Annotated in this window: 17 protein-coding genes and 2 pseudogenes; 8 read left to right on the top strand and 11 right to left on the bottom strand. The window is 64.1% G+C overall.

From position 1 onward, the window contains the following. The first annotated feature begins 38 nt into the window (after nucleotides 1-38). The 4 genes from IVB24_RS21805 (at nucleotide 39) to IVB24_RS21790 (ending at nucleotide 5252) form a co-directional block, all read left to right on the top strand. On the top strand, nucleotides 39-2507 hold the full coding sequence (locus IVB24_RS21805) for a family 16 glycoside hydrolase (protein WP_247768621.1): 2469 nt from the start codon (nucleotides 39-41) through the stop codon (nucleotides 2505-2507). Next, nucleotides 2504-4378 (top strand): alpha-amylase family glycosyl hydrolase, encoded by a 1875-nt coding sequence (locus tag IVB24_RS21800; RefSeq protein ID WP_247768620.1) that lies wholly within the window; start codon nucleotides 2504-2506, stop codon nucleotides 4376-4378. The genes IVB24_RS21805 and IVB24_RS21800 overlap by 4 nt, the downstream gene beginning before the upstream one ends. A 231-nt stretch (nucleotides 4379-4609) precedes the next feature. After that, nucleotides 4610-4810, top strand: coding sequence for a hypothetical protein (locus tag IVB24_RS21795; RefSeq protein ID WP_247768618.1), 201 nt, complete (start codon nucleotides 4610-4612; stop codon nucleotides 4808-4810). Nucleotides 4811-4829: 19 nt separating this feature from the next. Continuing rightward, entirely contained in the window at nucleotides 4830-5252 is a 423-nt protein-coding gene (locus IVB24_RS21790; RefSeq protein ID WP_247768616.1) for a hypothetical protein, read from the top strand. A gap of 518 nt (nucleotides 5253-5770) precedes the next feature. Here IVB24_RS21790 and IVB24_RS21785 read toward each other — a convergent pair. Further along, a complete protein-coding gene (locus IVB24_RS21785; protein WP_247768614.1) occupies nucleotides 5771-6184 on the bottom strand; it encodes a hypothetical protein in 414 nt (137 codons plus the stop codon). A 24-nt stretch (nucleotides 6185-6208) separates the two neighbouring features. Further along, complete coding sequence (locus IVB24_RS21780; protein ID WP_247768612.1) at nucleotides 6209-7480, bottom strand: APC family permease; 1272 nt, start codon at nucleotides 7478-7480, stop codon at nucleotides 6209-6211. 618 nt (nucleotides 7481-8098) lie between these two features. On the opposite strand from IVB24_RS21780, the gene IVB24_RS21775 reads away from it, so the two are divergent. Beyond that, nucleotides 8099-10003, top strand: coding sequence for an FTR1 family protein (locus IVB24_RS21775; protein WP_247768610.1), 1905 nt, complete (start codon nucleotides 8099-8101; stop codon nucleotides 10001-10003). A 118-nt stretch (nucleotides 10004-10121) separates the two neighbouring features. On the opposite strand, the gene IVB24_RS21770 is transcribed toward IVB24_RS21775, so the two are convergent. The 6 genes and pseudogenes from IVB24_RS21770 to IVB24_RS21745 all read right to left on the bottom strand — a co-directional run. Continuing rightward, nucleotides 10122-11444 (bottom strand): MFS transporter, encoded by a 1323-nt coding sequence (locus tag IVB24_RS21770; protein WP_247768608.1) that lies wholly within the window; start codon nucleotides 11442-11444, stop codon nucleotides 10122-10124. A gap of 6 nt (nucleotides 11445-11450) precedes the next feature. Further along, nucleotides 11451-14699, bottom strand: coding sequence for a CusA/CzcA family heavy metal efflux RND transporter (locus tag IVB24_RS21765; protein ID WP_247768606.1), 3249 nt, complete (start codon nucleotides 14697-14699; stop codon nucleotides 11451-11453). A 3-nt stretch (nucleotides 14700-14702) separates the two neighbouring features. Next, complete coding sequence (locus tag IVB24_RS21760) at nucleotides 14703-15860, bottom strand: efflux RND transporter periplasmic adaptor subunit (protein ID WP_247768604.1); 1158 nt, start codon at nucleotides 15858-15860, stop codon at nucleotides 14703-14705. 11 nt (nucleotides 15861-15871) lie between these two features. Continuing rightward, nucleotides 15872-16153 (bottom strand): metal-sensing transcriptional repressor, encoded by a 282-nt coding sequence (locus tag IVB24_RS21755; RefSeq protein ID WP_247768602.1) that lies wholly within the window; start codon nucleotides 16151-16153, stop codon nucleotides 15872-15874. A 100-nt stretch (nucleotides 16154-16253) separates the two neighbouring features. Next, nucleotides 16254-16412: pseudogene (locus IVB24_RS21750) on the bottom strand (nickel/cobalt efflux protein RcnA); the annotation flags it as partial. After that, nucleotides 16400-16510: pseudogene (locus IVB24_RS21745) on the bottom strand (septal ring lytic transglycosylase RlpA family lipoprotein); the annotation flags it as partial. The pseudogenes IVB24_RS21745 and IVB24_RS21750, both read right to left, overlap by 13 nt. Before the next feature lie 956 nt (nucleotides 16511-17466). Here IVB24_RS21745 and IVB24_RS21740 point away from each other — a divergent pair. From IVB24_RS21740 to IVB24_RS21730, 3 genes are read left to right on the top strand one after another with little or no spacing between them, the layout of a single operon-like run. Then, entirely contained in the window at nucleotides 17467-18498 is a 1032-nt protein-coding gene (locus IVB24_RS21740; RefSeq protein ID WP_247768600.1) for a TRAP transporter substrate-binding protein, read from the top strand. Between the two features lie 15 nt (nucleotides 18499-18513). Beyond that, entirely contained in the window at nucleotides 18514-20403 is a 1890-nt protein-coding gene (locus IVB24_RS21735; protein WP_094973896.1) for a TRAP transporter large permease subunit, read from the top strand. 21 nt (nucleotides 20404-20424) lie between these two features. Continuing rightward, nucleotides 20425-22074, top strand: a complete 1650-nt coding sequence (locus IVB24_RS21730; protein WP_247768598.1) for an acyl-CoA synthetase — start codon at nucleotides 20425-20427, stop codon at nucleotides 22072-22074. 63 nt (nucleotides 22075-22137) lie between these two features. On the opposite strand, the gene IVB24_RS21725 is transcribed toward IVB24_RS21730, so the two are convergent. Genes IVB24_RS21725 through IVB24_RS21715 form a run of 3 tightly spaced genes read right to left on the bottom strand, consistent with a single transcriptional unit; the run spans nucleotide 22138 to nucleotide 25044 of the window. Beyond that, nucleotides 22138-23115: a TRAP transporter substrate-binding protein gene (locus IVB24_RS21725; protein ID WP_247768596.1), complete on the bottom strand. Its 978-nt coding sequence runs from the start codon at nucleotides 23113-23115 to the stop codon at nucleotides 22138-22140. Between the two features lie 31 nt (nucleotides 23116-23146). After that, a complete protein-coding gene (locus tag IVB24_RS21720) occupies nucleotides 23147-24460 on the bottom strand; it encodes a TRAP transporter large permease subunit (protein WP_094973899.1) in 1314 nt (437 codons plus the stop codon). Nucleotides 24461-24462: 2 nt separating this feature from the next. Continuing rightward, the gene (locus tag IVB24_RS21715) at nucleotides 24463-25044 is read right to left on the bottom strand and encodes a TRAP transporter small permease (protein WP_247768594.1); all 582 of its coding nucleotides are present in this window, start codon (nucleotides 25042-25044) and stop codon (nucleotides 24463-24465) included. Nucleotides 25045-25173: the final 129 nt, after the last annotated feature.

Genomic DNA, 25173 nt, shown 5'->3' with positions numbered 1-25173 from the left:
ACGCAGGCAAGTCTGAGGATTGAACCAGGAGACGGGCAATGCCGATCACTACGGAAACGACCTCGTTCACCAAAGACATTCAAGGCCGCTATCTCTGCAACAATCTCGCGGAGGTAGACGTCTGGAAATCAGCAGGCGGGCGTCCATTCGATTTCATCATCGTAGGAGGCGGGACGTTCGGTTCGGCGATCGCAGAGCATTTATGGTTCCGGCAGAAACAGACGGGCGGCGGATTGCGGACGCTGGTCGTCGATGCCGGGCTGTTTACCGTTCCTGAGCACGTTCAGAACACCGGCATCCAAGGGTTTGCTGATCCGGCCAATCCGTTCTTTCTGAACGAAAACCTGCCGCAACCGGAGCCGCCACGCAACGAGGTCTGGGGCATTCCATGGAAGTCGACCATTCCCTTCAAGGGACTGGCGTATACGCTCGGAGGCAGATCGCTCTATTGGGGCGGTTGGTCGCCTCGTCTGCTGGACGAGGAGATGTCGGGTTGGCCCGCGAATACCGTAGCCGATTTAAACAGCCGCTATTTCGATGAGAGTTCTCGGCAGATCGGTGTCGACGAGGCGAACGACTTCATTTTCGGCGAATTGCAAAACGCGCTGCGTCGCCAGCTCTTCGACAGTTTGTCCAGCGTGCCCGGAGCGTTCGCGCTCGACGCGCTCCCGCCGTCTCCGCTGCTGAAGCCGGGTGCCGACCCCGCACAGTTGCTCGGTCTGACGTCAAGCGGCGGGCTTTCGCAAAACGACCTGCTAAACCTGCTGAAGCTGGAAGCGCCGCTCGCTGTGCAGGCGCGCCCGCCACACGTGGGGTTCTTCCCGCTGAACAAGTTCAGCGTCCTTCCGCTGCTGATGAAGGCGGCTCGGACCGCGGCGAGCGACTCCAACGGCAATGATTCCGTCAAGGAATTCATGGTGCTGCCCGACACGCATGTGCTGATGCTGCGCAGCGTCCCTACCGCGGCAGGGACCTGGCGCATCTCGGGCATCGACACCAGCCGAGGTCCGATAGATCTGGCACCGGGTGGTGCCGTCGTCATGGCGCTCGGTACGATCGAGAACGCGCGGCTGGCTCTCGCATCTTTCGATACCACCGGACTTCCGACCCTGCCGCTCATCGGCAAGAACCTGATTGCGCACCTTCGCTCGAACCTTGTCATCCGCGTGCCGCGGTCGGCGATTTCCGGGCTTTCGCCCGCGGTGAACGAGCTGCAGACCGCGGCCCTGTTTTTGAAGGGACGGGCCACGCGCCCGAATGGTGATCTGATCGGCCACTTCCACCTTCAGATATCCGCGAGCGGCGGCGGCAACACCATCGGCGCCGAGGACGAGCTCTACCGCAAGGTGCCCGATGTCGACTTCTTCGACCAGCTGAAGACCTCGACCGATACGCATGTCGCAATTGCAATCAGAGGACTCGGCGAGATGGAGCCCGCCGATCCGGCCAATCCCGCCGCTCATCCAAGCCGCGTCGATCTGAGCCCGCGGACCGACGAATACGGCGTTCGTCGCGCCTCGGTTGCGCTGACACCGACGCAGCGCGATCAGGATCTCTGGGCAGCCATGGATGCGGCGATGCAGAAGGTCGCCGTCGTCTTCGCCAACGGTCAGCCCGTGCAGGTGCTCCAGAGCAACCAGGACGGACTCGGGACGACCCATCATGAAGCCGGGACGCTTTGGATGGGCACCGATCCGAACGCGAGCGTTACGGACGGCAACGGACGCTTCCATCATACCGAAAATCTGTATGCGGCAGGCCCGGCGCTGTTCCCGAGCATCGGTTCGCCCAACCCGATGCTGACCGGGATAGCGCTCTCGCGCCGCACCGGCGACCTTATCATGACGCCGCCGGCCGTCGCCGCCGACGCGGGTTTCGAGACGCTGTTCGATGGCGCCTCTCTCGGTGACTGGACAATGTCGACGATCAGCAACCAGCCCGGTCGGGACGACCCTGGCTCGTTTAGGGTCCGGCGCGGCGTTCTCGAGGCACGAACGGGGACGGACCTGGGGCTTCTCTGGCTGAAGCGCCCGACGCCGCCTCGTTACGTTTTGCGGCTGCAATGGATGATGACGGCCCCGGACGACAATTCGGGCGTCTTCATCGGCTTCCCGGACCCTCGGAACGAGGGCTACGACAACACGGCCTATGTCGGCGTAAACTTCGGGTTCGAGATTCAGATCGACGAACTGGCCCGGCCGGATAATGCGCCCATCCACAGGACGGGTGCGGTCTACGCCTTCAAGGGGCCGACCGACGGTCCGCTGAATGTCCATCCGGTCGGAGAATGGAACAGCTACGAGATGACGGTCGACGGTGCCGACATCACCGTCGCGCTGAACGGGCAGGCGGTGAACATTTTCCATTTCGCGGGCGATCCGCAGTCCCCGCGCCGCGGGCTGCCGTCCACCGCGCAGGACCCGCGCTTCATCGGCCTGCAGACGCACACGGGCCGCGTGCTCTTTCGCAACATTCAGTGGAAGGCGTTGGAGGGTCTTGTGGCATGAACCTGATGCCACTCGGATCGTTGGGCGCCGTGGAAACCAACGGCACGGTGACGTTCGGACTCTGGATGCCCTGGTTGTCGGCGGCCGACGGCAACGTCTTCACCGTGAAGATCATCCATGAGGCGGACCAGTTCCTGCAGGAGATGCCGGCCCGGGAGTTTCGGCTCGCGCACAGCGATCGTGCTCCCTATGGCGACTTCTGGTCGGTCACCGTCCCCATCGCCGGCACGCCGCCCACGGTGCCGGGCTCGGCCTGGGGCAGTCCTGGTCGCTATGTCTACCGCTACACCATCACGAACCCGAACGTCGGAGTGCTCGACTGGATCATCGACCCCTTTGCGCGCGAGTTCGGTGTCGGCAAGCAATCCGCCTTCACCCTGGGCTATCAACCCTACGACTGGAGCGCCGGCGAGGCGCGATGGCGGACGCCTGCGCTGGCAGATCTGATCCTCTATGAGGTGAACATCGCCGAGTTCGGCAACGACCTCGATCGCGCCCGTGGGCTCTTGGCCTACCTCGCCGACCTCGGGATTAACGCCATCGAGATCATGCCGCTGTCCAACGTCGGCAATTCAGTCGACTGGGGCTATCTGCCGATCGGCTATTTTGGTGTCGACGAGCGCTTCGGCAAGCGGTCGGATTTCCAGCAGTTGGTCGACATATGCCACCAGCATGGGATCGCGGTGATTGTCGACGTCGTCTATGGCCACACGGGGGTGGATTTCCCGTACTACGACGCCTACACGCGGTTGAGGTACCGCGACAATCCGTTCATGGGGCCGTTTGCCAAGGACTACTTCAGCAATTTCGGCAAGAGCACGGATTTCACTCGCGAGATCACCCGGGATTTCTTTCATACGGCCAATCACCATTGGCTCGAGGTCTATCACGTCGACGGCTTCCGCTACGACTGCGTCCCGAACTACTGGGACGGGCCGATGGGCGTGGGCTATGCGAGCCTCGTCTATGAGACGCACCAACTGACCAAGGCGAACATCGCGGCAGGTCGCCCGTACTGGAGCCGCTTCGACGCAGGGACGGGCAAGCCGCTGACGTTGGTGCAAATGGCCGAGCAGCTCGAAGCTCCGGAGGAGGTGCTGCGCTCGACCTATTCCAACTGCACGTGGCAGAACGCCACTTATGGCGCTGCGCGCGCGGTTGCCCAGGGGGACCACGGCCGGCTCGCCGACCTCGGTCTGAACCTTGGCCTCTTCGGCTACTCCGACCGTGAGACCGTCAACGGCGACGACATCCCCAAGACCGCGCTTCAATACATCGAGAACCACGATCACGAACGCTTCCTGTGCAATTTCGGCACCTCCAATCCCGACGAAGCCGGCAATCCGCTTTTCGCCGAGGGCGACCGGGCGCGCTGGTACATGCTGCAGCCCTATTTGATCGGTCTGCTGATGAGCAAGGGGATTCCCATGCTCTGGCAAGGCGAGGAATTCGCCGAGAACTATTTTCTGCCCGATTTCGGAATGGGGCGCGTCTCACTGCTGCGGCCGTTGCGCTGGGATTTCTTCTACGATGATTCCGGACGGCCGATCGTGAGCCTGGTCCGCAAGCTGCTGCGGATACGGCGGCAGCGCGACCACATTCGTCAGGGCACGTACTTCTTCTTCAACGACTGGGACCGGTATCAGCAGTTCGGAGTGCTTCTGTTCGCCCGTTACGACGGCGGTCGCTACACCTTGATTGCCGTGAATTTTGGAGGCACTGATCGGACCGTCCCGTTCTGGTTCCCCATAGGCGGGGATTACGTCGAAGAACTGCATGGCGGCGCTCTAGATCTGAAGAATGTTCCTGCGCTGCAGCAGGTCTGGCTGAACGTCCCCTCGCACTACGGACGAATCTGGACGCTGACATAGGCTTGTGGACCACCCGCGCCCGGCGCATGGCAATTTCGGCCTCCGATCAACGCCGTCGCAGCGGCACTGATCTGAAACCGTACGAACCAGCGTTACGAAGTCCGGAAAGGGACGGGGTAGGTACGGCCGCCGCGCCAGTGCCGGCAATAAATCTCCGCAAAAATTAACATGCGTGCCTGCCAAGCCAAAATAACCAAGCTAGGATGGGCTTTCCCTTTATGGGGGCACCTCATGTTTGACACGGCAACAACCGCGCTTTTGCGCGCAGTGCTCGATGAAGTCTGCGTAAGCGTCTCGCACCGCGAGATTGGAGCACGTACTCACGTCGCACCGAAGATCCTGGAAGCTGCGACCAGGGGCGAGGTCTCCCCCGAGGGGCTCAGGCAGGTTGGCCGCGATGCCCTATCGCGCGCACCCACGATGTGGCGCTGATCGCGCGAGGGGGGCCAGCGTGAACTTCCAGGTGACGGTCCTCAAGATCCTGGTGAGCTATCCGGACGGCTTTGCCGTCATGGAGGACCTCAAGCGCGATATGGCCATCCTGGCGACCAGCGGCCGCGACTGGGCGGACCGGACCAGGCGCCTCGCCGCCCGAGTGCCGGATCTCGACATCTTTTCACATGGCCTAGTCGAACGAACCAGCGGCGGCTGGAGGATCACGTCCAGAGGGCGGGAAGTGCTCGACTTCATGGAAGCCCGAACCGCTGCGCCTCAACCGATTAAGGCGCCATTGGTCGAGGAGACTACAGCTGCGATCGTCACTCCAACGCAGGTTCCGCCGCTGCCTCAGCCCGCCGACCGTGCTAAGCGGCGTCGCGAACGCCGCGAACGTCGTCGCGAGGCGCGCGAACGCGCGAGGGCGAATGCCTCTTGAGCCTCCTACAGAGGCGGCAACGCTCAACGAAGACGACGGCAGTCGAATCCGCGCGGGTCACCGGCCGCGACTAGTCCGCCGGCCCGAACCATGCCCACCCCCCCACATTTGAATGCAGGTCCCGTTTCCGCCGACGAGACCACCGACCGTTTCAAGCCCGCCGGTTAAGGCGCGGGGCCGCTGCCGAACTTTTCTGAGACCCTTGAGGGGAAAAGGTCCGCGGCACTAGGATGGCCGTGGCGGGAAGACATCCGATGGCAGTGCTTTATCCGATCCGGAAGGCTTGTCCGGCGTGTGGCAAGCCGATGCTGGTGGTGCCCGACGATGTTGCCGAGGGGCGCCTGCGCTGCGGCTGCACGGTTTGCGACCACGATCCGTTGCACGACCCGATAGCCCGCAAGTGGGCGGACGGCCCGCTAAAGCCCCCGGCCGCGTAGGAGCGCGCGGCGGCCAAGGCCGAGCCTCAGGCACATACGGACATCGGTCCGCGCTTCACTTGAGCGAGCGGATGTACTCCGCTAAATCGGACACTTCCGCCCTGTTCGGCGACAGCTTCGGCATGTCGGATGTGGCATCAGCAGCAGAAAGGCGAGCTTGTTCTGATCGAAGTCGGGCGTCTTCGCCAGATATGAAAATGGGGGCGCCTGGTCGGTGGCATTCGTCTGGCCGCTTTCAATGAGATGACAGCTTGCGCACCAGCGCTTGGCGATGTCGTTGCCGTTGAAGGGATCCGCTGCGGCGGCGGGAGCGGCGCTCGCAAGCACGACGCTCGCGACGGCCAAAAGTTTGAGTGTGTTCGACATGCCGGTCCTCCAAGGCTTTAGGTTGGGAAACGGCTTCGGCGTCGGTTTGTTCGCTGCGGTAGGTCGGCTGACCATGACGAACTGAGGGAGGCGCCGACTGCAATGGTCCAATGCCAGACGGTTCTGCATTCGCGCCCCAAGCTCGGCTGAGGCCTACCTGAAGAGATCGATTAGGAGCAAAGAGGAGGCTGTGAGTAGCCCTGCGACTGGCACCCACATCGGCACCACGAACACGCTACTAGGAGGGCTCAATTCTCTTGCCTTGATCCGAAGCAAAGCCAGATTGACCAAGGCAAAAATTCCGAGTGTCAGGCGTGACGTCCATTCGGCCAATCCAGTCAGCGGAACGGCTAACGCAAGGACCAGGATGGCCCCGACGCCGAAGAGCGTTGCCACCATGGGAGTGCCGCTTCCGGCGTTCACCTTTCCCAGAAGGGCCGGCAGGCTGCCTTGGTGCGCCAGGCCGTACAGCACTCTTCCGATCATAATCATGTGGACGATGATGCCGTTGACCGTGGCGACGATTGCGATCACGCCCAAGATCGACAGAGGAAGACCCGTCAATCGCTGGAATACTAAAGCGAGCGGGGCGGGGGAGCGCGCGAGCTCGGCAGGCGGCACGGCGACGACCGCTATCCAGACGACTGCCGCGTAGAGAAGCGCCGTCACCCCGAGCGTGATGAAGAGCGCCCAGGGTAGTGTCCGAAGAGGGTGCTTCATTTCCTCGGAGATGTTGACCAGATGTTCGAAACCGATGAACGCAAACACCGCGAGCAGCGAAGTCTGGGCAACTCCCGTCCAGGCGCCCAGATCGCCAGGCGAAGGCCAGAGTTCCGGCAGCCGCGAGACCAGCGAACTACCCTCGAAAGCGCCCGCCGCCACAATCAGGATCAATCCTCCGATTTCCACGACCGTCATCACCCCGGCGAAGCTGATGGACTGAACCGCGGACAGGCAGGCGATGGCACCCATCGCGAGCACGACGCCGGCGATAATCCACGCGGCAGGGAGCGGCAGGAATACGCCGATGTAACTGGCGCTCCCGACGCTGATAGTGGCGCCCGAGATCGTCGCTGCGGCGACCACAAGCAGTCCCGTGGCACCGCTAAGCCACTTCCGATGGAAAGCGGCCTGGACATAGGCCGCCTCGCTCGCCGCAACGGGCAGTCGAGTGCCTAATTCAGCAAAGGTCCCAGCGGTCATGCCCATCACGACCGCAGCGATGAGGAACGCGAGAGGTGCGTGCATGCCGCTACGCGCGGCTGCCACCCCCACCAGTACGTAAATTCCAGCGCCGATCGTCACGCCGAGCCCATAGAGAATCGCATGCGGCAGCGTCAGCGATCGGATCAGCTTTGGCGGGTCTTGAGAGGTCATTTCTTTCTTGTTGCCGAAGGGCCGCCGACGTGCCGGCATTTTTGTCATCTTGAGTAGTGCTTGACGATCCTGAGGCACAGCGGTCCACCCTACGCCGCGACGATGACGTCGGCTCGACCACATCGACTTGGCCAGTTGCTCCCGATAGCGAAGGACCGGACATAGACCACCCCCGTATCGGAGCGGGATTGGCGCGTTCGGGGTATCCGGACGGAACGCCAACCAACCTGCCATTGGTATACGTGTGGCCAGCGATCAGGAAGCTGATTCCGATCGGCGTACTAGAATAGCTTCGTGATCCGGCTTTCTCCCGTGCCCTCGCGTTGCCTCAATACCGGTCCGGCCGCCTCGCAGCATCAGTTCCGGGATCGCTCCCGGCGAAGAGGTGATTGTCTACCCCAGCTACCGAGTTGCGTCGGGGGTGCGCGTCACGCATCGATCGCGTTGAGACCGAATTTATGTATCGGCAGGCGCGCAACGCCGGATAGGGCGAGGCGGATGGCGTCATGGCAACGCTCGCGGAGGTCGCCGCCGCAGCGAATGCCTGAGAGATGAACCGGAATTTCTCAACAAGAGGTGATCGGCACGTAGATTAGAGCGGCTCCAATTGAGCGGACCGTACCCGGGGGTTACGAAGTTTAGGCCGTCATTCCAGCAGGAACCGCCGTGAGAGCCAGACCGCTGCGCTTCGTACTATTTGTCGTGTTCGCCGTCGTGCTCCTGGGGCCGGCCAAAGCCGAAGCCGGCGATGTCGAGACCACGTGGCGCCTGCTCGACTACATCGCGGTCGACTACGCGGGCGCGGTGGCGCACGGAGAGGTGTCGAACCCTTCAGAATACGCCGAACAGAACGAGTTCGCCGCCACTGTCGCCGAAAAGCTGCACGCGCTTCCGCCAAAGCCTGAGAAGCAGGCGCTCCTCGGGGAGGCCGACAGGCTGAAGCGCGCGATCGCCGACAAGGCCGATTCGGAACAGGTCGCGGACATTGCGCACCGCCTGGCGGCCGCTCTCCTTGCGGCCTATCCCGTTTCGCTCGCGCCGGCAAAAGCTCCCGATCTCGCGCGCGGCGCGGCGTCCTTCGGCCAGAACTGTGCTGCCTGCCACGGAGAGGCCGGCGACGGCCACGGCCCGGAGGCGGCAAAGCTGGATACGCCCCCCATAGCCTTCACGGATGTCGATCGTGCCCGTCAGCGCAGCGTGTTCGGACTCTACCAGGTCATTACGCAGGGGCTCGATGGAACGACGATGGCCAGTTTCAAGGGGCTGCCGGCCGATGAGCGCTGGGTGCTGGCGTTCTACGCTGGACAGTTTGCCTTTTCGGATGCCGCCGCAGCGGAAGGCGAACGCCTTTGGAAGCAAGACCCCTCGCTTCACCGGCTTCTTCCCGACCTGAAGACGCTGATCGGAACGACGCCCGCCGCGCTCGCCGCTAAGATCGGGCAGGGCAAGGCTGATGCTCTTATGGCGTACCTGCGCCGCCACCCGGAGGCCGTCGCGCAGCAGGATGGATCGCTGTCGCTGGTCCGCGCACGCTTGACCGAGAGCGTCGACGCCGTCCGGGCCGGCGACCGCAAGCGTGCCGGCGAACTGGCGCTGTCCGCCTATTTGGATGGTTTCGAGCCAATCGAACCGGCGCTGACCGCGAGCGACCGCACGCTGATGGAACGGATCGAAGGGCTGATGGGCGAATATCGCGCGGCCGTGCAGGTCGAGACCGCCGACGCGCTCTCGGAGCGGGTTCAGGTTCTGGACGGTCTCCTGGACGACGCGCAAGCTGCGTTGTCTCCGGATGCGACGAGCGCCCTTTCGACGTTCCTGGGGGCGGCGACGATCCTGCTGCGCGAGGGTCTCGAAGCGCTGCTCATCGTTGTCGCGATGATCGCGTTTCTTCGCAAGGCCGAACGAATGGAGGTCATGCTCTACGTCCACGCAGGCTGGATCGGCGCGCTTCTCGCAGGCTTATTGACCTGGGTTGTCGCGACCTGGGTGATCGGCATCAGCGGCGCCAGCCGCGAATTGACCGAAGGGTTCGGGTCGATTTTTGCCGCGGTGGTGCTGCTGTCGGTCGGCATCTGGATGCACGGCAAGGCGCAGGCGGATCAGTGGCAGCGGTACATCCGCGAGAGGATGTCGAAGGCGCTATCCGGCGGGTCGGGCTGGTTTCTGTTCGTTCTCGCGTTCGTCGTCGTCTATCGGGAAGTGTTCGAGACCATCCTGTTCTACGCGGCGCTCTGGCATCAGGGAAACGGCGGCGCGATTTTCGCCGGCGCGCTCAGTGCCTGTATCGCGCTGACAATCATGGCCTGGGCGATGCTGCGCTACAGCAGCCGACTGCCCATCGGTAAGTTCTTCATCTACAGCTCCTGGCTCATGGCGGTCCTTACCGTCGTGCTGGCCGGAAAGGGAATCTCCGCGCTACAGGAAGCGGGCATCGTCGGCATCTCGCCGCTGCACGCGGTACCGCGCCTCTCGCTCGTCGGTTTCTTTCCGACCACAGAGACCGTCGCCGCTCAGATCGTCATGATAGTGGCACTGGCCCTCGGATTCGCCGTCAATCGACGTAAAGTCTAGGCGCTCAGCGTCGAGGCCGGCACCGCGAATAGCGCGGGAAAGTACCGGCTGCGCATCCGCTCCGCGTAGTCCATGCAGCCGGGCTGCGATCGCAGATTTAGAGGCAGCTGCGCGTGTCCTAAGGCCACCGAGGATGCAGGTCGTCGAGCACATAGGCGTGCACATGCATCGATGGCTGTCCGCGCAAATGAGGGTGATCGGGCGGTAGTTCGGAATGGTCGTGAGGAATGAGGTCTGCCTCGGCGACCGGCCAAAAATAGAATGCCAGCACGACGCCGCTCAACGTCAGGGTTGCGAGTACCAAAGCGGTCGGCGCGATCCCGGCGGACAAGCCAAGCCATCCAGCAAGTGGGTACGTCAGCAGCCAACAGAGGTGGGACAACGCGAACTGAGCGGCGAATACGGCGGGCCGGTCCGCAGCGCCGGCCGACCGGCGCAGTAGGCGCCCGGCGGGAGTCATCACGCCGGAGTAGCCGATCCCCAATAGCACCCATGTCGGCAGAAGCGCGTACCTGACGACCTCGTTTCCATATATCATCATGATCGCGCCGAAGGCGGCCAGCACTGCAGCCAGCATTTCCGCCGACGAGAGCATGATCCTTCGGTCGGGCAGCCGGTCGAGCAGGCGAGGCAGCAGGAGGGCCGCCGCCATGGAGCCGCCGCCGAAGCAGGCGAGTGCGACCGCGACGTTGCCGTCCGTTCCGCCCAGCGCCCCCTTCACCAGGACGACCGTATTGACGAACACCATCGATCCCGCTGCGGCCACGGCGAGGTTGAGAGCCAGTAAGCCGCGCAAGCGAGGCGTCGCCAGATAGATGCGCAGGCCGCGGGTCGTGTCGTCGTAGAAGCCGCGACGGGGACGGACCGCGGACGGCTGCGGAATCGTGACCGAGACCACCAGCGCCGCCGAGCAGAAGAAGCCTATTACGGTTCCGAAGAAGAGCCAGTTGAAGGTGACCAGGGTCAGCAGCGCGGCCGCAAGCGTTGGGCTCAGAAGACTTTCCATGTCATACGCCAGGCGGGATAGAGACAGCGCCCGCGTGTAGTCGCGCTCCTCCGGAAGCACGTCCGGGATGGTCGCCTGAAATGTCGGAGTGAAGGCGGCAGACCCGGACTGCAGCACGAAAATGAGAAGGTAGACCTCCCAGACCTGATCGATGAAGGGCAGGGCGATGGCGACGGCGGCACGGGTCAGGTCCATCGCCACCAGGAAGGTTCGCCGCGGCAAGCGGCCGGCGAGACCGCCGACGACCGGCGCGACGAGCACATAGGCGACCATCTTGATGGCGAGTGCCGTCCCCAGCACCGCCCCGGCGTTCGCGCCGGCGATGCGGAACGCCAGCAATCCCAGCGCTACGGTCATCAGTCCAGTCCCGATCAACGCGATGACCTGGGCGGCGAACAGATGGCGATAGGTACGGTCGGCAAGGACGGACAACATGTGCCGCTACTCCGCTGCTCGGTCGTGGACGAGTGGCGCGACCACGCCGCTGCGCCCCGGCGTCGGAGCGGGCGCGGCGAAGCGGGCATACAATGCGGGTAGAACGACCAGCGTGAGCAGGGTCGCGGTCAGGAGCCCGCCGATCACGACAGTCGCCAACGGCTTCTGGACCTCGGCACCCGTACCGGTCGCCAGCGCCATCGGCACGAACCCGAGCGAGGCGACGAGCGCGGTCATGGCGACGGGTCGAAAGCGGGTCAGCGCCCCATCCCGGATCGCGGTTTTGGGATCCACCCCCTCGACTATCAGCCGCCTGATCTGTGTCAGCATGACCAGACCATTCAGCACGGCCACGCCGGACAGGGCGATGAAGCCGACGGCCGCGGAGATGGAGAACGGCATACCGCGAAGCCAGAGCGCAGCTATTCCGCCGGTCAGCGCGAGCGGAACCGCGCTGAAGACGAGCGCCGCGTCCCGTGCAGAGCCTAGCGCACCAAAAAGCAGCATGAAGATCAGTACAAAAACGCCGGGCACGACGAAGACGAGGCGCTGGCGGGCGACCGCAAAGTTCTCGAACTGTCCGCCCCAGGCGAGATAGCTGCCCGGCGGCAGCTTCACCTGTTCGGCGACCTTCGCCTGCGCCTCTGTCACCAGGGAGCCGATGTCCCGACCTCGGATCTCGGCGGTGGCCACCACCCGGCGCTTGCCGTTCTCGCGACTGATCTGGTTGTAGCCGACGGTCTGCTCGAATGAGGCGATGTTGCGGAGCGGGATGGACACCGCCGGCGCGTTCGCGTTTGCATGCGGGAGCGGGACCGGCAGCTCCTCGAGCGCCGGGATGCTATCCCGCAGTTCGTCGGGGAGCCGCACCACGATCTTGAAGCGACGGTCGCCCTCGAAGACGAGGCCGGCGTCGGTGCCTCCGATGGCGGTGGCGATCAAGTCCTGCACCGCGGCCAGGCTCAGGCCCCGCCGCGCAATCTCCCCCTTGTCGATATTGATGTCGAGGAACGGGAGACCGGTCGTCTCCTCCGTCTTCACGCTCTCGGCGCCGTCGATCTTCCGGATGACGTCGGCGATCTGGCCGGCGGTCTTCTGCATCCGCTCGAAGTCGTCGCCGAAGACCTTGACGGCGAGATCCTCGCGCACGCCGGCGATCAGCTCGTTGAACCGCATCTCGATCGGCTGCGAGAAGCCGATCTTGTTGCCAGGCAGCTTTGCGGTCACCCCCTCGATCTTCTTGATCAGATCCTCCTTCGTCATCGAAGGATCGGGCCATTCCTCCTGCGGCTTGACGATGATGTAGGTGTCGGACGCCGACGGCGGCATCGGGTCGGCGGCGAGATCGGGCGTGCCGGTGCGCGAGAAGACGAACGAGACCTCCTCCAGGGTGCTGATCTGTTTTTCGATGAGAAGCTGCATCCGCTGCGACTGCGCGAGCGCGGTCGACGGCACGCGCTTCACCTCCATGACGATGTTCTTCTCGTCGAGGGTCGGGGTGAATTCCTGGCCCAGACGCGTGAACAGGAGCGCTGCGCCGATGAAGAGAAGGCCGGCCGCGGTGACGACGGGAAGGGGTCTCGCGATCGAGCCAGCGAGGAGCGGGGCGTACCAGCGCTTCAGGGTCCTGACGATGACGTTCTCGCGCTCGCTGACGCGCCCGCGTATCGCGATGGCGATGGCCGCCGGGACGAACGTCAGGGACACTACGAAGGCGACCGCAAGAGCGATCATCACGGTGAGCGCCATCGGTTCGAAAGTCTTACCCTCGACGCCGGAGAAGGCCAGCAGGGGGGTGTAGACCAATATGATGATGATCTGGCCGAACACGGAGGGGCGGATCATCTCGACGGTGGACGCCGTCACGGTGTCCAGACGCTCCTGCAGCGACAGAGCGCGGCCGAACTCGCGCTGGCGTTCCGCCAAGTGCCGGAGACTGTTCTCCGCGATGATGACGGCGCCATCGACGATGAGGCCGAAGTCCAGCGCACCGAGGCTCATGAGGTTCGCGCTGATCCGCCCCTGCAGCATCCCGCTCGCCGTGACGAGCATCGTGACCGGGATGACGAGGGCGGTGACGAGGGCGGCGCGGAAATTTCCGAGCAGGACGAAGAGCACGGCGATCACCAAAAGGGCGCCTTCGGCGAGATTCTTCGCGACCGTCTGGATGGTGGCGTCGACCAGTTGGGTGCGGTTGAGGACCGTGTGGGCGTAGATTCCCGGCGGTAGCGTTCTGCCGATCTCCTTGATCTTGGCGTCCGCCGCGGCGGCCACCGTCCGGCTGTTGCCACCGATAAGCATCAGCGCGGTTCCAAGCACGACCTCGCGTCCGTCGACGCTCGCGCTGCCGGTCCGGAGCTCCTTCCCGATCGCTACGTCGGCCACGTCCCTGATGCGGACCGGCACGCCGCCACGCGTCGCGACGACTATGTTCTCGATGTCTCCGAGGTTCTCGACGCGGCCGGCGGCGCGTACCACGTATCCTTCGCCGTTCTGCTCGATATAGTTCGCACCGCGGCTGGCATTGTTGGCCTCGATCGCCTCGACCACCTGTTTCAACGACAACCCGTAGCCGACGAGCTTCGCCGGATCGGGCTGCACCTGGTATTGCTTGACGAAACCGCCGATGGCGTCCGCCCCGGCGACACCGGGCACGGTCTTCATCTGCGGTCGCACGATCCAATCCTGCACCGTCCGGAGGTAGACGGTACGCTGGAAGTCGTCGGTGAGCCGCTCGCCTTCCGGAGTGAGGTAGCTCCCGTCGGTCTGCCAGCCGGGCTTCCCGTCGCGGATCGGTGCGGAGGCACCGGGTTTTTCGTATTCCACCGCCCACCAATAGATCTCGCCAAGGCCCGTCGAGACCGGCCCCATCCGGATGTCGACGCCGGGGGGCATACTGGACGTGGCTTCGTTGAGACGCTCGGCGACGAGTTGCCGCGCGAAATAGATGTTGGTCCGGTCGCCGAATACCGCGGTGATCTGCGCGAAACCGTTGCGCGAGAAGGAGCGCGTCGATTCCAGACCGGGTATGCCGGCAAGCGCCGTCTCCAGCGTCACGGTGACCTGCTTTTCGATCTCGACCGGCGTCATGGCCGGCGCCACGGCGTTGACCTGCACCTGGACGTTCGTGACGTCGGGCACGGCGTCGATGGGAAGCTTCGTCAGCGACCAGACGCCGGATGCAGCCGCGGCTAGGGCGATCAGCACGACGAGCCATCTTCGGCGAACTGTGAACTCTACGATGCGTTCGATCATCGATCAGTCCTCGTCGCCGGGCTTTGATACCTCGGCTTTGAGCGGGAACGTGTTCGAGGCGGCGACGGTCTCGCCGGCAGCGAGGCCGGAGACGATCTCGACGACCGGTCCGTCCCGTTCGCCGAGCACGACGTTGCGCGCTTCGAACCCGTCCTTGGTCCTTACGAAGACCGCTTTTCGTCCATCGACGGTCTGGACTGCGGCGAAGGGGACCGTGACCGCCACATCATGCTTTTCGACCGCGATGTTCGCCGTGACGAAGGAGCCGGGGCGCCATCGGCCGCCGGCGTTGTCGAGCGAGACCACGACGCGGGCCGTGCGCGTGTCCTTGTCGAGCAGGGGGCTGACGAACGTGATCTTGCCCGAGCCGGTCTCGGCGATTCCACGGACGGCCAAGGCGACATCTTGGCCCTCCCTGACCAGGGGCAGGTCGGTCGACGAGACCGCCAGTTCCACCCAGACGCGGCTGAGGTCGACGATGACGAAGAGCTCGGTCTCCAGGCTGTCCCTTCCGACCGCGGTGCCGAGCTCCACCTTTCGCTCTACGATACGGCCGGAGATGGGGGCGCGGACGTTCTGGCTGCGCAGCGTCCCGTCCGGAGCCTGCGGCAGTCCGGAGATCTCCGCCTCGCTGACGCCGAGCGCCATCAGCTTCTGGCGAGCGATGCCGAACCGCATTTCGGTCTGAGCCGCCGCGTTGCGGGACTTGATGTACTGCTGCTCGGGAACCGCGCGGCCTTCCAATAGCGACTTGTCGCGCGCGGTGAGGTCCTGCTGCAGTTCGTTCGAGAGTTTGGCGGAGAGGTACTCGCTCTTGGCGTCGGCGACCTCGCGGCTCTCCAGAACGCCCAGAATTTCGTCTTTCGCGACGTCGTCGCCTATGTTCTTCCGCAGATCTGCGACCGTTCCGGAAACCTTGATGGAGACGTGCGCGACCCGGCCTGCGTCGGGAACGATCGTGCCCGGCACGGTCAGCCGCTTGGCGATCGGGGCAGGTCCCGCCCGGCGGAGTTCGATGCCTGCGAGCTTGATGCGATCGTCGTCCATGACGACGGCCGCCGGCTTCGCGGACTTCGACTGCGCGGTTGCCGGCACGATGGTGCCCGCCATCGCCGCGAGCGTCGCGGCGATGATGGATGCCGTCCGAAAACGCGGGTCCATCTTTTGCTCCGCTACAGGTAGCGCGAGATCGCCTTGAATTCGGCGAGGACGCTCTTGGGCGACTTGCCCGCTCCGCCGTTGGCGGCCGCGTCTAGGCAGTGGTCGACGTGATCGTGAATCAGGGTCTTCTTCGCCTCGGAGATCGCCTTCTCGACGGCGTGCAATTGCTGCGCTAGGTCGAGACACGGTCGGCCTTCGGCGAGCATCGTGATGACCTTTTGGAGATGCCCGTCGGCCCGCTTCAGCCGCTTGACGATCTCCGGGTGGCTTTCGTGGACGTGATTCTTGCTCATGATCCGATATCCTATCCCCTGGGAGGGGATAGTCCGCGCCGGCCGTTCAGGCAATGCCCTGTGGCGCATGAGGGCACGGCAAATCGACGCGGCCGCCGGTTCAGATCATCAATTCGTGCAGGCCCGACCAGCCCGTGTAGAGGCCGACCAGGACGATCAACGTAGCGGACACGTAGGGCGCTCGATGCGCGAAGCGGCTGAAACCGGTCCAATGGCGTTCAACGTGCCGAATGCTGAGTGCGGCGGCGACGCCCGCATTTCCGACGTCGCATTGAGCGAAGCCATGTCGGCGGAGGTGTTGCCGAGATTGTAGGGGCGTCCCTCCGGCGTCGGAACTTCGCCGCGCATGGCGCCGCGGTCTAACGGCTGAGGCTCCGCAGGAACCGCGACATTGGCTCGCGGTCATCCCTTGGACGAAAGCCGCTCAAATGCGGCCGCCCTTGGTCAGCCCCTGATCCCAAGCCAGGGACCTTGCAAATGGTCGATGCGATGGCCCTGCATGATTTCAACTCGCGCGCGCCGCCGCAAGGAACGGTCAGGTGGCGGTACGGGACGACCTCGGGATATCCGGTCGGCGAGCGCTACCTGAAGCTCTCGGACCCCAGGACGCGAGCGGAAGGCCCATGAGAAATCCACCCATCACACCGCCGCGCCGCCGGGACCTTGCTCGTTAGGCGGTGGAGCGGGATGGGCGGCCCAGAGCAGGGGTCCAAAGCTCCGATCGCACGGTAACTGACCGTGCGATCCAGCGGACTTAACTTCCCATAGTTTTCGTCCTCAGATCTGCGATGACGAAGGCCAGCGGTTCCAATTCGAACAGGGAAAGAGCAGATATGGGTCAACCTACTCGGGGCCAAGCGGTGGCTCGCCGCGCCAGTACCCAGAAGGCAATCCGCTCAGTGCGACAGCGTCTTAGGGAAGGCGCAAATTCAGTTGGACGGCGCGCAGATTCAATTGGATTTTGCAGCTGGCTGACCTGCACGCCCATATCCGTAATTCGCATAAGGTATATTATGGAATATCTTTATGTGCAATCCGATCAGTTATTTAGACCGAACTCCTATCACCGCACCTTCGCCCAGGCGTGATTTTCAGTCCGGGCCTCAAACGCCGCCCCGATGCTTGACGGCTACTGTGCATGGGGTTGTTTTTCAGATTTTGCATCAGGATCCATCTCGCCGAAAGCCGATATTGCCGTGACCTTGTCCGGCTGCAATAAGCGAGACCTCGCGAGATCGCAGATGACCTTCAGGGCTTCCGTCCGTATAGGTTTGCGACTCAGAACAACAACAAACTTCCGAGGAAGCAGACCCATGGTCTTTTCAACGCGCTTTTCCCGCCGCACGCTTCTCAAGGCCTCCGCCGCGACCGCGGTCCTGGGCGGCATCGGTGCGCCCCATGTGGCCCGCGCCCAGAGCGCCGAGTTCACCTATAAGTACGCCAACAACCTGCCGGACACCCATCCGCTGAACATCCGCGCCAAGGAGATGGCGGCGGCGATCAAGACCGAGACCAACGGCAAGTTCGACCTCCAGATCTTCCCGAACAACCAGCTCGGGTCCGACACCGACATGCTGAGCCAGATCCGCTCCGGCGGCGTCGAGTTCTTCACGCTGTCCGGCCTGATCCTGTCGACGCTGGTGCCGGCGGCCTCCATCAACGGCATCGGCTTCGCGTTCCCGGACTACGACACGGTGTGGAAGGCGATGGACGGCGACCTCGGCGCCCATGTCCGCGGCGAGATCAAGAAGGCCGGCCTCGAGGTCATGGACAAGATCTGGGACAACGGCTTCCGCCAGACCACCTCGTCGAGCAAGCCGATCACAGGCCCCGACGACCTCAAGGGCTTCAAGATCCGCGTGCCGGTGTCGCCGCTGTGGACCTCGATGTTCAAGGCGTTCGACGCGGCGCCCGCCTCGATCAATTTCAGCGAGGTCTATTCGGCGCTGCAGACCAAGATCGTCGAGGGCCAGGAGAATCCGCTGGCGATCATTTCGACCGCCAAGCTCTACGAGGTGCAGAAATACTGCTCGCTGACCAACCACATGTGGGACGGCTTCTGGTTCCTGGCCAACCGCCGCGCGTGGGAAAAGCTGCCGCAGGACGTGCGCACGATCGTTGCCAAGAACATCAACGCCGCCGCGGTCAAGGAACGCGAGGACACCGCCAAGCTCAATGCCAACCTGCAGCAGGAGCTCGCGACCAAGGGCTTGACCTTCAATCAGCCCACGGTGGCGCCGTTCCGTGACAAGCTGCGGACCGCCGGCTTCTACGCCGAGTGGAAGGGCAAGTATGGCGACCAGGCCTGGGACCTGCTGGAAAAGGCAGTCGGCAAGCTGTCGTAACCCGTTGGGGCCGTCATGGCTCATGTCGAGGTCGAGGTGACCGCAGTGGCGGGCGAGGTGGCGTTTCAGTCCCCTCGCCGACCTTCCGTGCTGGCTTCGCTCGAGCGCGTGCTTGGTCTCGTCGTCGAGATCCCGGCGGCGACCCTGGTCGTCGCCGAGATCGTGATCCTGTTTGCCGGCGTGGTCGCGCGCTACGGCCTGCACCGGCCGCTGATCTGGTCGGACGAGCTCGCCTCGATCCTGTTCCTGTGGCTCGCCATGCTGGGCGCGGCGGTTGCGTTCCGCCGCTCCGAGCACATGCGCATGACCGCGATCGTGGCCAGCGCCAAGCCGTCCATGCGGGCCTATCTGGATCTGGTCGCGACCTCTGCGGCGCTGGCATTCCTGGTCCTGATCGTCTGGCCGGCCTGCGACTACGCCTATGAAGAAAGCTACATCACCACGCCGGCGCTGCAGATCTCGAACATGTGGCGCGCCGCCGCGCTGCCGGTCGGCATCGGCCTGATGGCGGCGTTCGCCTTGCTGCGGCTGCTGCGCACGGCCGATTGGCGGACGGTCGCCGCGGCCATAGCCACGGTTGCCGTCATTATCGGTCTGTTCTGGCTGGCGGAGCCGTCGCTGCGGCCGCTCGGCAATCTCAACCTCGTCATCTTCTTCGTCGGCGTCGCCGGCTTCTGCGTTTTCGCCGGCGTTCCCATTGCGTTCGGCTTCGGCCTTGCGATCTTCGGCTATCTCGCGCTGACGACACGGACGCCGGTCATGGTTCTGGTCGGTCGGATGGACGAGGGCATGAGCCATCTCATCCTGCTCTCGGTGCCGCTGTTCGTGTTTCTGGGGCTCTTGATCGAGATGACCGGCATGGCGCGGGCCATGGTGGCGTTTCTCGCGAGCCTGCTCGGCCATGTCCGCGGCGGCCTGCATTACGTCCTGGTCGGCGCCATGTACCTGGTCTCGGGCATATCCGGCGCCAAGGCCGCCGACATGGCGGCCGTCGCGCCCGTGCTGTTTCCGGAGATGAAACAGCGCGGCGCCAAGCCCGGCGATCTCGTCGCGCTTCTGGCGGCGACCGGAGCCCAGACCGAGACCATTCCGCCGAGCCTCGTGCTGATCACGATCGGCTCGGTCACCGGCGTCTCGATCGCCGCCCTGTTCACCGGCGGCCTCCTGCCCGGCGTCGTGCTCGCGATTACGCTCTGCATGCTGGTGTGGTGGCGCTACCGCCACGAAGACATGAGCCACGTCCGCCGCGCCACGGGCGGCGAGATCGGCAAGACCTTCGTCATCGCCCTGCCCGCGCTCGCCCTGCCCTTCGTGATCCGCTATGCCGTGGTCGAGGGCATCGCGACGGCGACCGAGGTCTCCACCATCGGCATCGTCTATGGCGCCCTGGTCGGTCTCCTCGTCTACCGCCGCTTCGACTGGTCGCGGCTGTTTCCGATGCTGGTCGAGACCGCCGCGCTGTCCGGCGCCATCCTGCTGATCATCGGCACGGCGACCGGCATGGCCTGGGGCCTGACCCAATCAGGCTTCTCGCGCTCGCTGGCCGCGGCCATGACCGGATTGCCGGGGGGAGCAGCGACCTTCATCGCGGTGTCGATCCTGGCCTTCACCATCCTCGGCAGCGTGCTGGAGGGCATCCCGGCGATCGTGCTGTTCGGGCCGTTGCTGTTTCCGATCGCCCGGGCCGTCGGCGTGCACGAGGTGCACTACGCCATGGTGATCATTCTCGCCATGGGTATCGGGCTATTCGCCCCGCCGTTCGGCGTCGGCTATTATGCGGCTTGCGCCATCGGACGCGTCGATCCGGCCGAGGGCATCCGCCCGATCTGGGGCTATCTGCTGGCGCTGCTGGTGGGATTGATCATCGTCGCGATCTTCCCCTGGATCTCGATCGGATTTCTTTGAGGCGTTTGACGGAGGATGTCGATGAGTGAGCGGCAGAACCAGTACCATATCGGTCTCGACAAGACGCCCGCCAATTACGTTCCGCTCAGTCCCTTGAGCTTCCTCGCGCGCAGCGCGGCCGTCTATCCCGATCACGTCAGCACGGTCTATGAGGGCCGCAGCTTTACCTGGGCGCAGACCCATGAGCGCTGCAAGCGCTTTGCGTCCTGGCTCGCGCGCAAGGGCATCGGCGTCGGCGATACCGTGGCGGCGATGCTGCCGAACATCCCGGCGATGAACGAGGCGCATTTTGCCGTGCCCATGACCGGCGCCGTGCTCAACGCGCTCAACATCCGCCTCGATGCCGCCTCGATCGCGTTTCAGCTCGATCATGGCGGCGCGAAGATCATCCTGGTCGATCCCGAGTTTTCGGGCGTGATCACCGATGCGCTGGCGCAGATGACGGGCGCGAAGCCTTTGGTGGTCGATGTTGACGATGCATCGTTCAAGGGTGGCAGCCGCATCGGCGAGATCGAATATGAGGCGGCGGTTGCGCAAGGCGACCCCGATTTCGCGGCGATCACGCCGAGCGACGAATGGGACGCGATCGCGCTGAGCTACACCTCGGGCACGACCGGAAACCCCAAGGGCGTCGTTACCCATCATCGCGGCGCCTATCTCAACGCGGTCAGCAACATCCTCGCAGGCCAACTCGGCCAGCATCCGGTCTATCTCTGGACGCTGCCGATGTTCCATTGCAACGGCTGGTGCTTTCCCTGGACCATCGCGGCCGCAGCCGGCATCAATGTCTGCCTGCGCAAGGTCGAGCCGACCAGGATATTCGAACTGATCAAGCAACACGGCGTCACCCACATGTGCGGCGCGCCGATCGTGTATAATGTGCTGATCAACGCCCCCGATGCGCCCAAGGGCAACGCCGCGCGCCGCGTCGTCGGCCTGATCGCCGGCGCCGCGCCGCCGGTCGCCGTGCTGGAAGGCGCCGAGAGCATCGGCATCAAGCTGACCCACGTGTACGGCCTGACCGAGGTCTACGGCCCCGCCTCCGTCTGCGCCGAGCAGCCCGGCTGGGACGAGCTTCCGCCGGCCGAGCGCGCGCGCATGAAGCGCCGGCAGGGCGTACCCTACCCGCTCGAGGAAGGTGTCACCGTCATCGATCCGCAGACCATGCGGCAGGTGCCGCGCGACGGCGAGACCATCGGCGAGGTCATGTTCCGCGGCAACATCGTGATGAAGGGCTATCTCAAGAACGAGAAAGCGACGAAGGAAGCTTTCGAAGGCGGCTGGTTTCACACCGGCGACCTCGGCGTGCTCGACGAGCACGGCTACGTCATCATCAAGGACCGCTCCAAGGACATCATCATCTCCGGCGGCGAGAACATTTCCTCCGTCGAGGTCGAGGACATCCTCTACAAGCACCCGGCCGTGCTGTTCGCCGCCGTGGTGGCAAAGCCCGATCCGAAATGGGGTGAAGTCCCCTGCGCCTTCGTCGAGCTGAAGGACGGCGCGACCGCCAGCGAAGCCGACATCATCGCGTTCTGCCGCAGCCACATGTCGGGCTTCAAGACGCCGAAGGCTGTCGTGTTCGGGCCCATCCCGAAAACGTCCACGGGCAAGATCCAGAAATTCCTGCTGCGTAATGCGGTGGGATCGGCGAATGCGATCTCGGCTTGAGGGAATGCCGCAAACTCCTCCGCCCGCACGCTGGAGAGCGGCGGGCGGAGGATGTCTCCGTCCTCACATCTTCTTGTAGGCGTCGACGATGGCCTGACCGTCGGCCCCCGCCTTCTTGAGCCAGTCGGTCGTGAGCTGCTCGCCGATCTTCTGGAAGCCCGCCTTCAACGCCGGGCTCGGCGGCTCGACGGTCATGCCTTTGGCCTTGAGCTGATCGATGTACCAGGTGCTCTTGTCCTGCCAGGCCTTCCAGCCGCGGGTTTCCGCCGTTGCCGCCGCCTTGAGAATGGCCTCCTGTGTCGGCTTGTCGAGCGCGTCGAACGCGGCCTTGTTGACGAAGGTGTAGTCCTTGGGAATCCAGGCCTGCACGTCATAGAAATATTTCAGCGACTCCCACGCCTTCGCGTCGTAGCCCGTGCCGCCCGACGACATGAAGGAATTCACCACACCGGTCGCGAGCGCCTGCGGCAATTCCGCGGCCTGGATCGTGACCGACTGCGCGCCGACCAGCTCGCCGATACGCGCGGTACCGACATTGTAGGCCCGCCATTTCAGGCCCTTCATGTCTTCGATCGTGGCGAGCGGCTTGTTGACATACACCCCCTGCGGCGCCCACGGCACCACGAACAGCAGCTTGAGGCCCTGCGCATCGAGCTTCTTGGCGATCGCGGGCTTGGAGGCCTGATACAGCTTCATCGCGTCCGGGAAGCTAGTCGCCAGGAACGGGACGACGTCGATGCCGAACAGCGGATCCTCGTTCTCGTGGATCGAGAGCAGCACCTCGCCCATCTGCGCCTGCCCGGTCATCACCGCGCGCTTGATGTCCGGCGCCTTGAACAGCGAGGCGCCGGGATGAACCGTGATCTGGAGCTTGCCGGACGTCGCTGCATCGACATCCTTGGCGAAGGCGACCAGGTTTTCGGAGTGCGGATTGTCCGCCGGGTACGCCGCCGGCAGATTCCATTTGGTTTGGGCCAAGGCGGGGGTCGCAATCGCCATAACGCCGGCGATCAAGGACGCGCGGAATAAACGAGACATCATCGGACTTCTCCTCACTTCGATTTGAATAGGCTCAGTCTGGGAAAGCGAGCTTGGGCAGGAACATCACGATCTGCGGATACTCCGTGATGATGAACACGGCAGCCAGCAGCAGGACGAAGAACGGAAACGCCGCCCGCGCAACCGTGAACGTGTCGCGTCCACTCATGTTCTGCAGCACGAACAGATTGAATCCGACCGGCGGCGTGATCTGCGCCATCTCGACATGGATGATGAGGTAGACGCCGAACCAGACCAGGTCGAGACCGGCCTGCCTGACCATCGGCAGAACGATGACGGCGGTCAGGACGATCATCGAGATGCCGTCGATCAGGCAGCCGAGGATGATGTACATGATGCTCAGATACAGCGCGAGCATGCCCGGCGTGAGCTGCTGCCCCTGGACCCAGGTGGCGAGCGCGGCCGGAATGCCCGTATAGGCCATCGCAGCCGTAGTGTAGGCCGCGCCTGCCAGGATCAGCATGATCATGCAGGTCAGGCGCGTCGCGCTCATGATGCTTTCGAGGAGGTTCTTGCGCGTGAGCGTGCCGCTCCACCACGCCAGCAGCAGCGCGCCCGTAACACCCCATGCCGCGCATTCCGTGGCTGTCGCGAAGCCCAGCACCAGCGATAAGAAGACTGCCATGATCAGCAGCAGACAGGGTGCGAGCTTCGCCGACTCCTGCAGCTTCTGTCGGAATGGCATCGGCGGATCGCGCGGCGGAACCTTCTTGGGATTGAGCAGCGACCAGATGATGATGTAGCCCGAATAGAGCACCATCACGAGCACGCCCGGCAGGAAGCCGCCGAGGAACACCTGGAGCACGGAGACGTTCGCCGTGACGGCGTAGACCACCATCGGGATCGAGGGCGGGATCAGAAGGCCGAGCGTGCCGGAGCCGGCGAGCGAACCGAGGCTCAAGCCCTTGTCGTAGCCGCGCTTGTCGAGCTCGGGCAGCGCGATCTTGCCGATGGTCGCACAGGTCGCGGCCGAAGAGCCCGACACCGCCGCGAAGATGCCGCAACCGATCACGTTCACATGGGTCAGGCGCCCGGGCAGCCACTGAACCCAGGGCGACAGGCCCCGGAACATTTCCTCCGACAATTTGGTGCGGAAGAGGATCTCGCCCATCCAGATGAACAGCGGCAGCGCAGCCAGCGTCCATGACGAACTGGCGCTCCAGGTCGTCGTCGCGAGCACGGCGCCGAGCGGCAGGCTGGTCGTCAGCGCCATCGCCACGAAACCGACGAGGCCGAGCGAGACAGCGATCCAGACGCCGCTTCCCAGCAGCAGGATCATGACGCCGAGCAGTACGAACGCCAGCTCGATCATGCCGAGATTGGCCATGGTCAACCTCCGCCGCCCTGCGAGATGCGCTCGACGAACTCTTCCGGGGTCTCGTCCGGCGAGCCCTTTTCGTAGGTCGGCCGCTTGCCGCAGACGACCCCGACCATTTCATCGATGAGGGCGATCGACAGGATCGCAAGACCGCCCGCGAAGCCGAGCTGCGGGATCCAGAGCGGAAGCGGGACGACGCCCTGCGCCACATCGTTGAAGCGCCAGGAATCGTAGGTCATCTGCACCGCGTAGCGGGTGAAATAGAGGATGAAGGCGGTGGCAATACCGAGCGCCACGATCTCCGCAGTCTGCTTGGTTCGCCCGTGCAGACGCTCCAGCAGCAGGCCGACGCGGATCATCTCTCCGCGCTTGAAGGTGTGTGCAAGGCCGAGGAAAGCCATCGCGGCCATGCACCAGGACGCGAAATCGTCGCCGGCGGGAATGTTGATCGCAAATTGGCGTCCGACCGACATCGCCATCATGATTGCAAAGATCGCAACCATGAAGACCCCGGCGGCGTAGCCTGCCCCGAGATAAAGCAGATCCAGCGCGCGGCGCAGCGGTCCCCCCGTCGTTACGTCGTCCCCTGCCACGCAATCCCCATCCTCATACGAGGCGATCAGCCGACCCGGCGATCAATATCGCTCGTCACCGATCCTGCCTACCGCCCTTGCCCAACGCCTGTCTTTCAGACGTTAGATCAACATGATGCAGCCGATGCA

It is taken from the genome of Bradyrhizobium sp. 192 (genome assembly GCF_023100965.1).
GTDB lineage: Bacteria > Pseudomonadota > Alphaproteobacteria > Rhizobiales > Xanthobacteraceae > Bradyrhizobium > Bradyrhizobium symbiodeficiens.
Note: the sequence above shows the minus strand (reverse complement) of the source record. Positions and strands in the feature narration are given on the sequence as shown.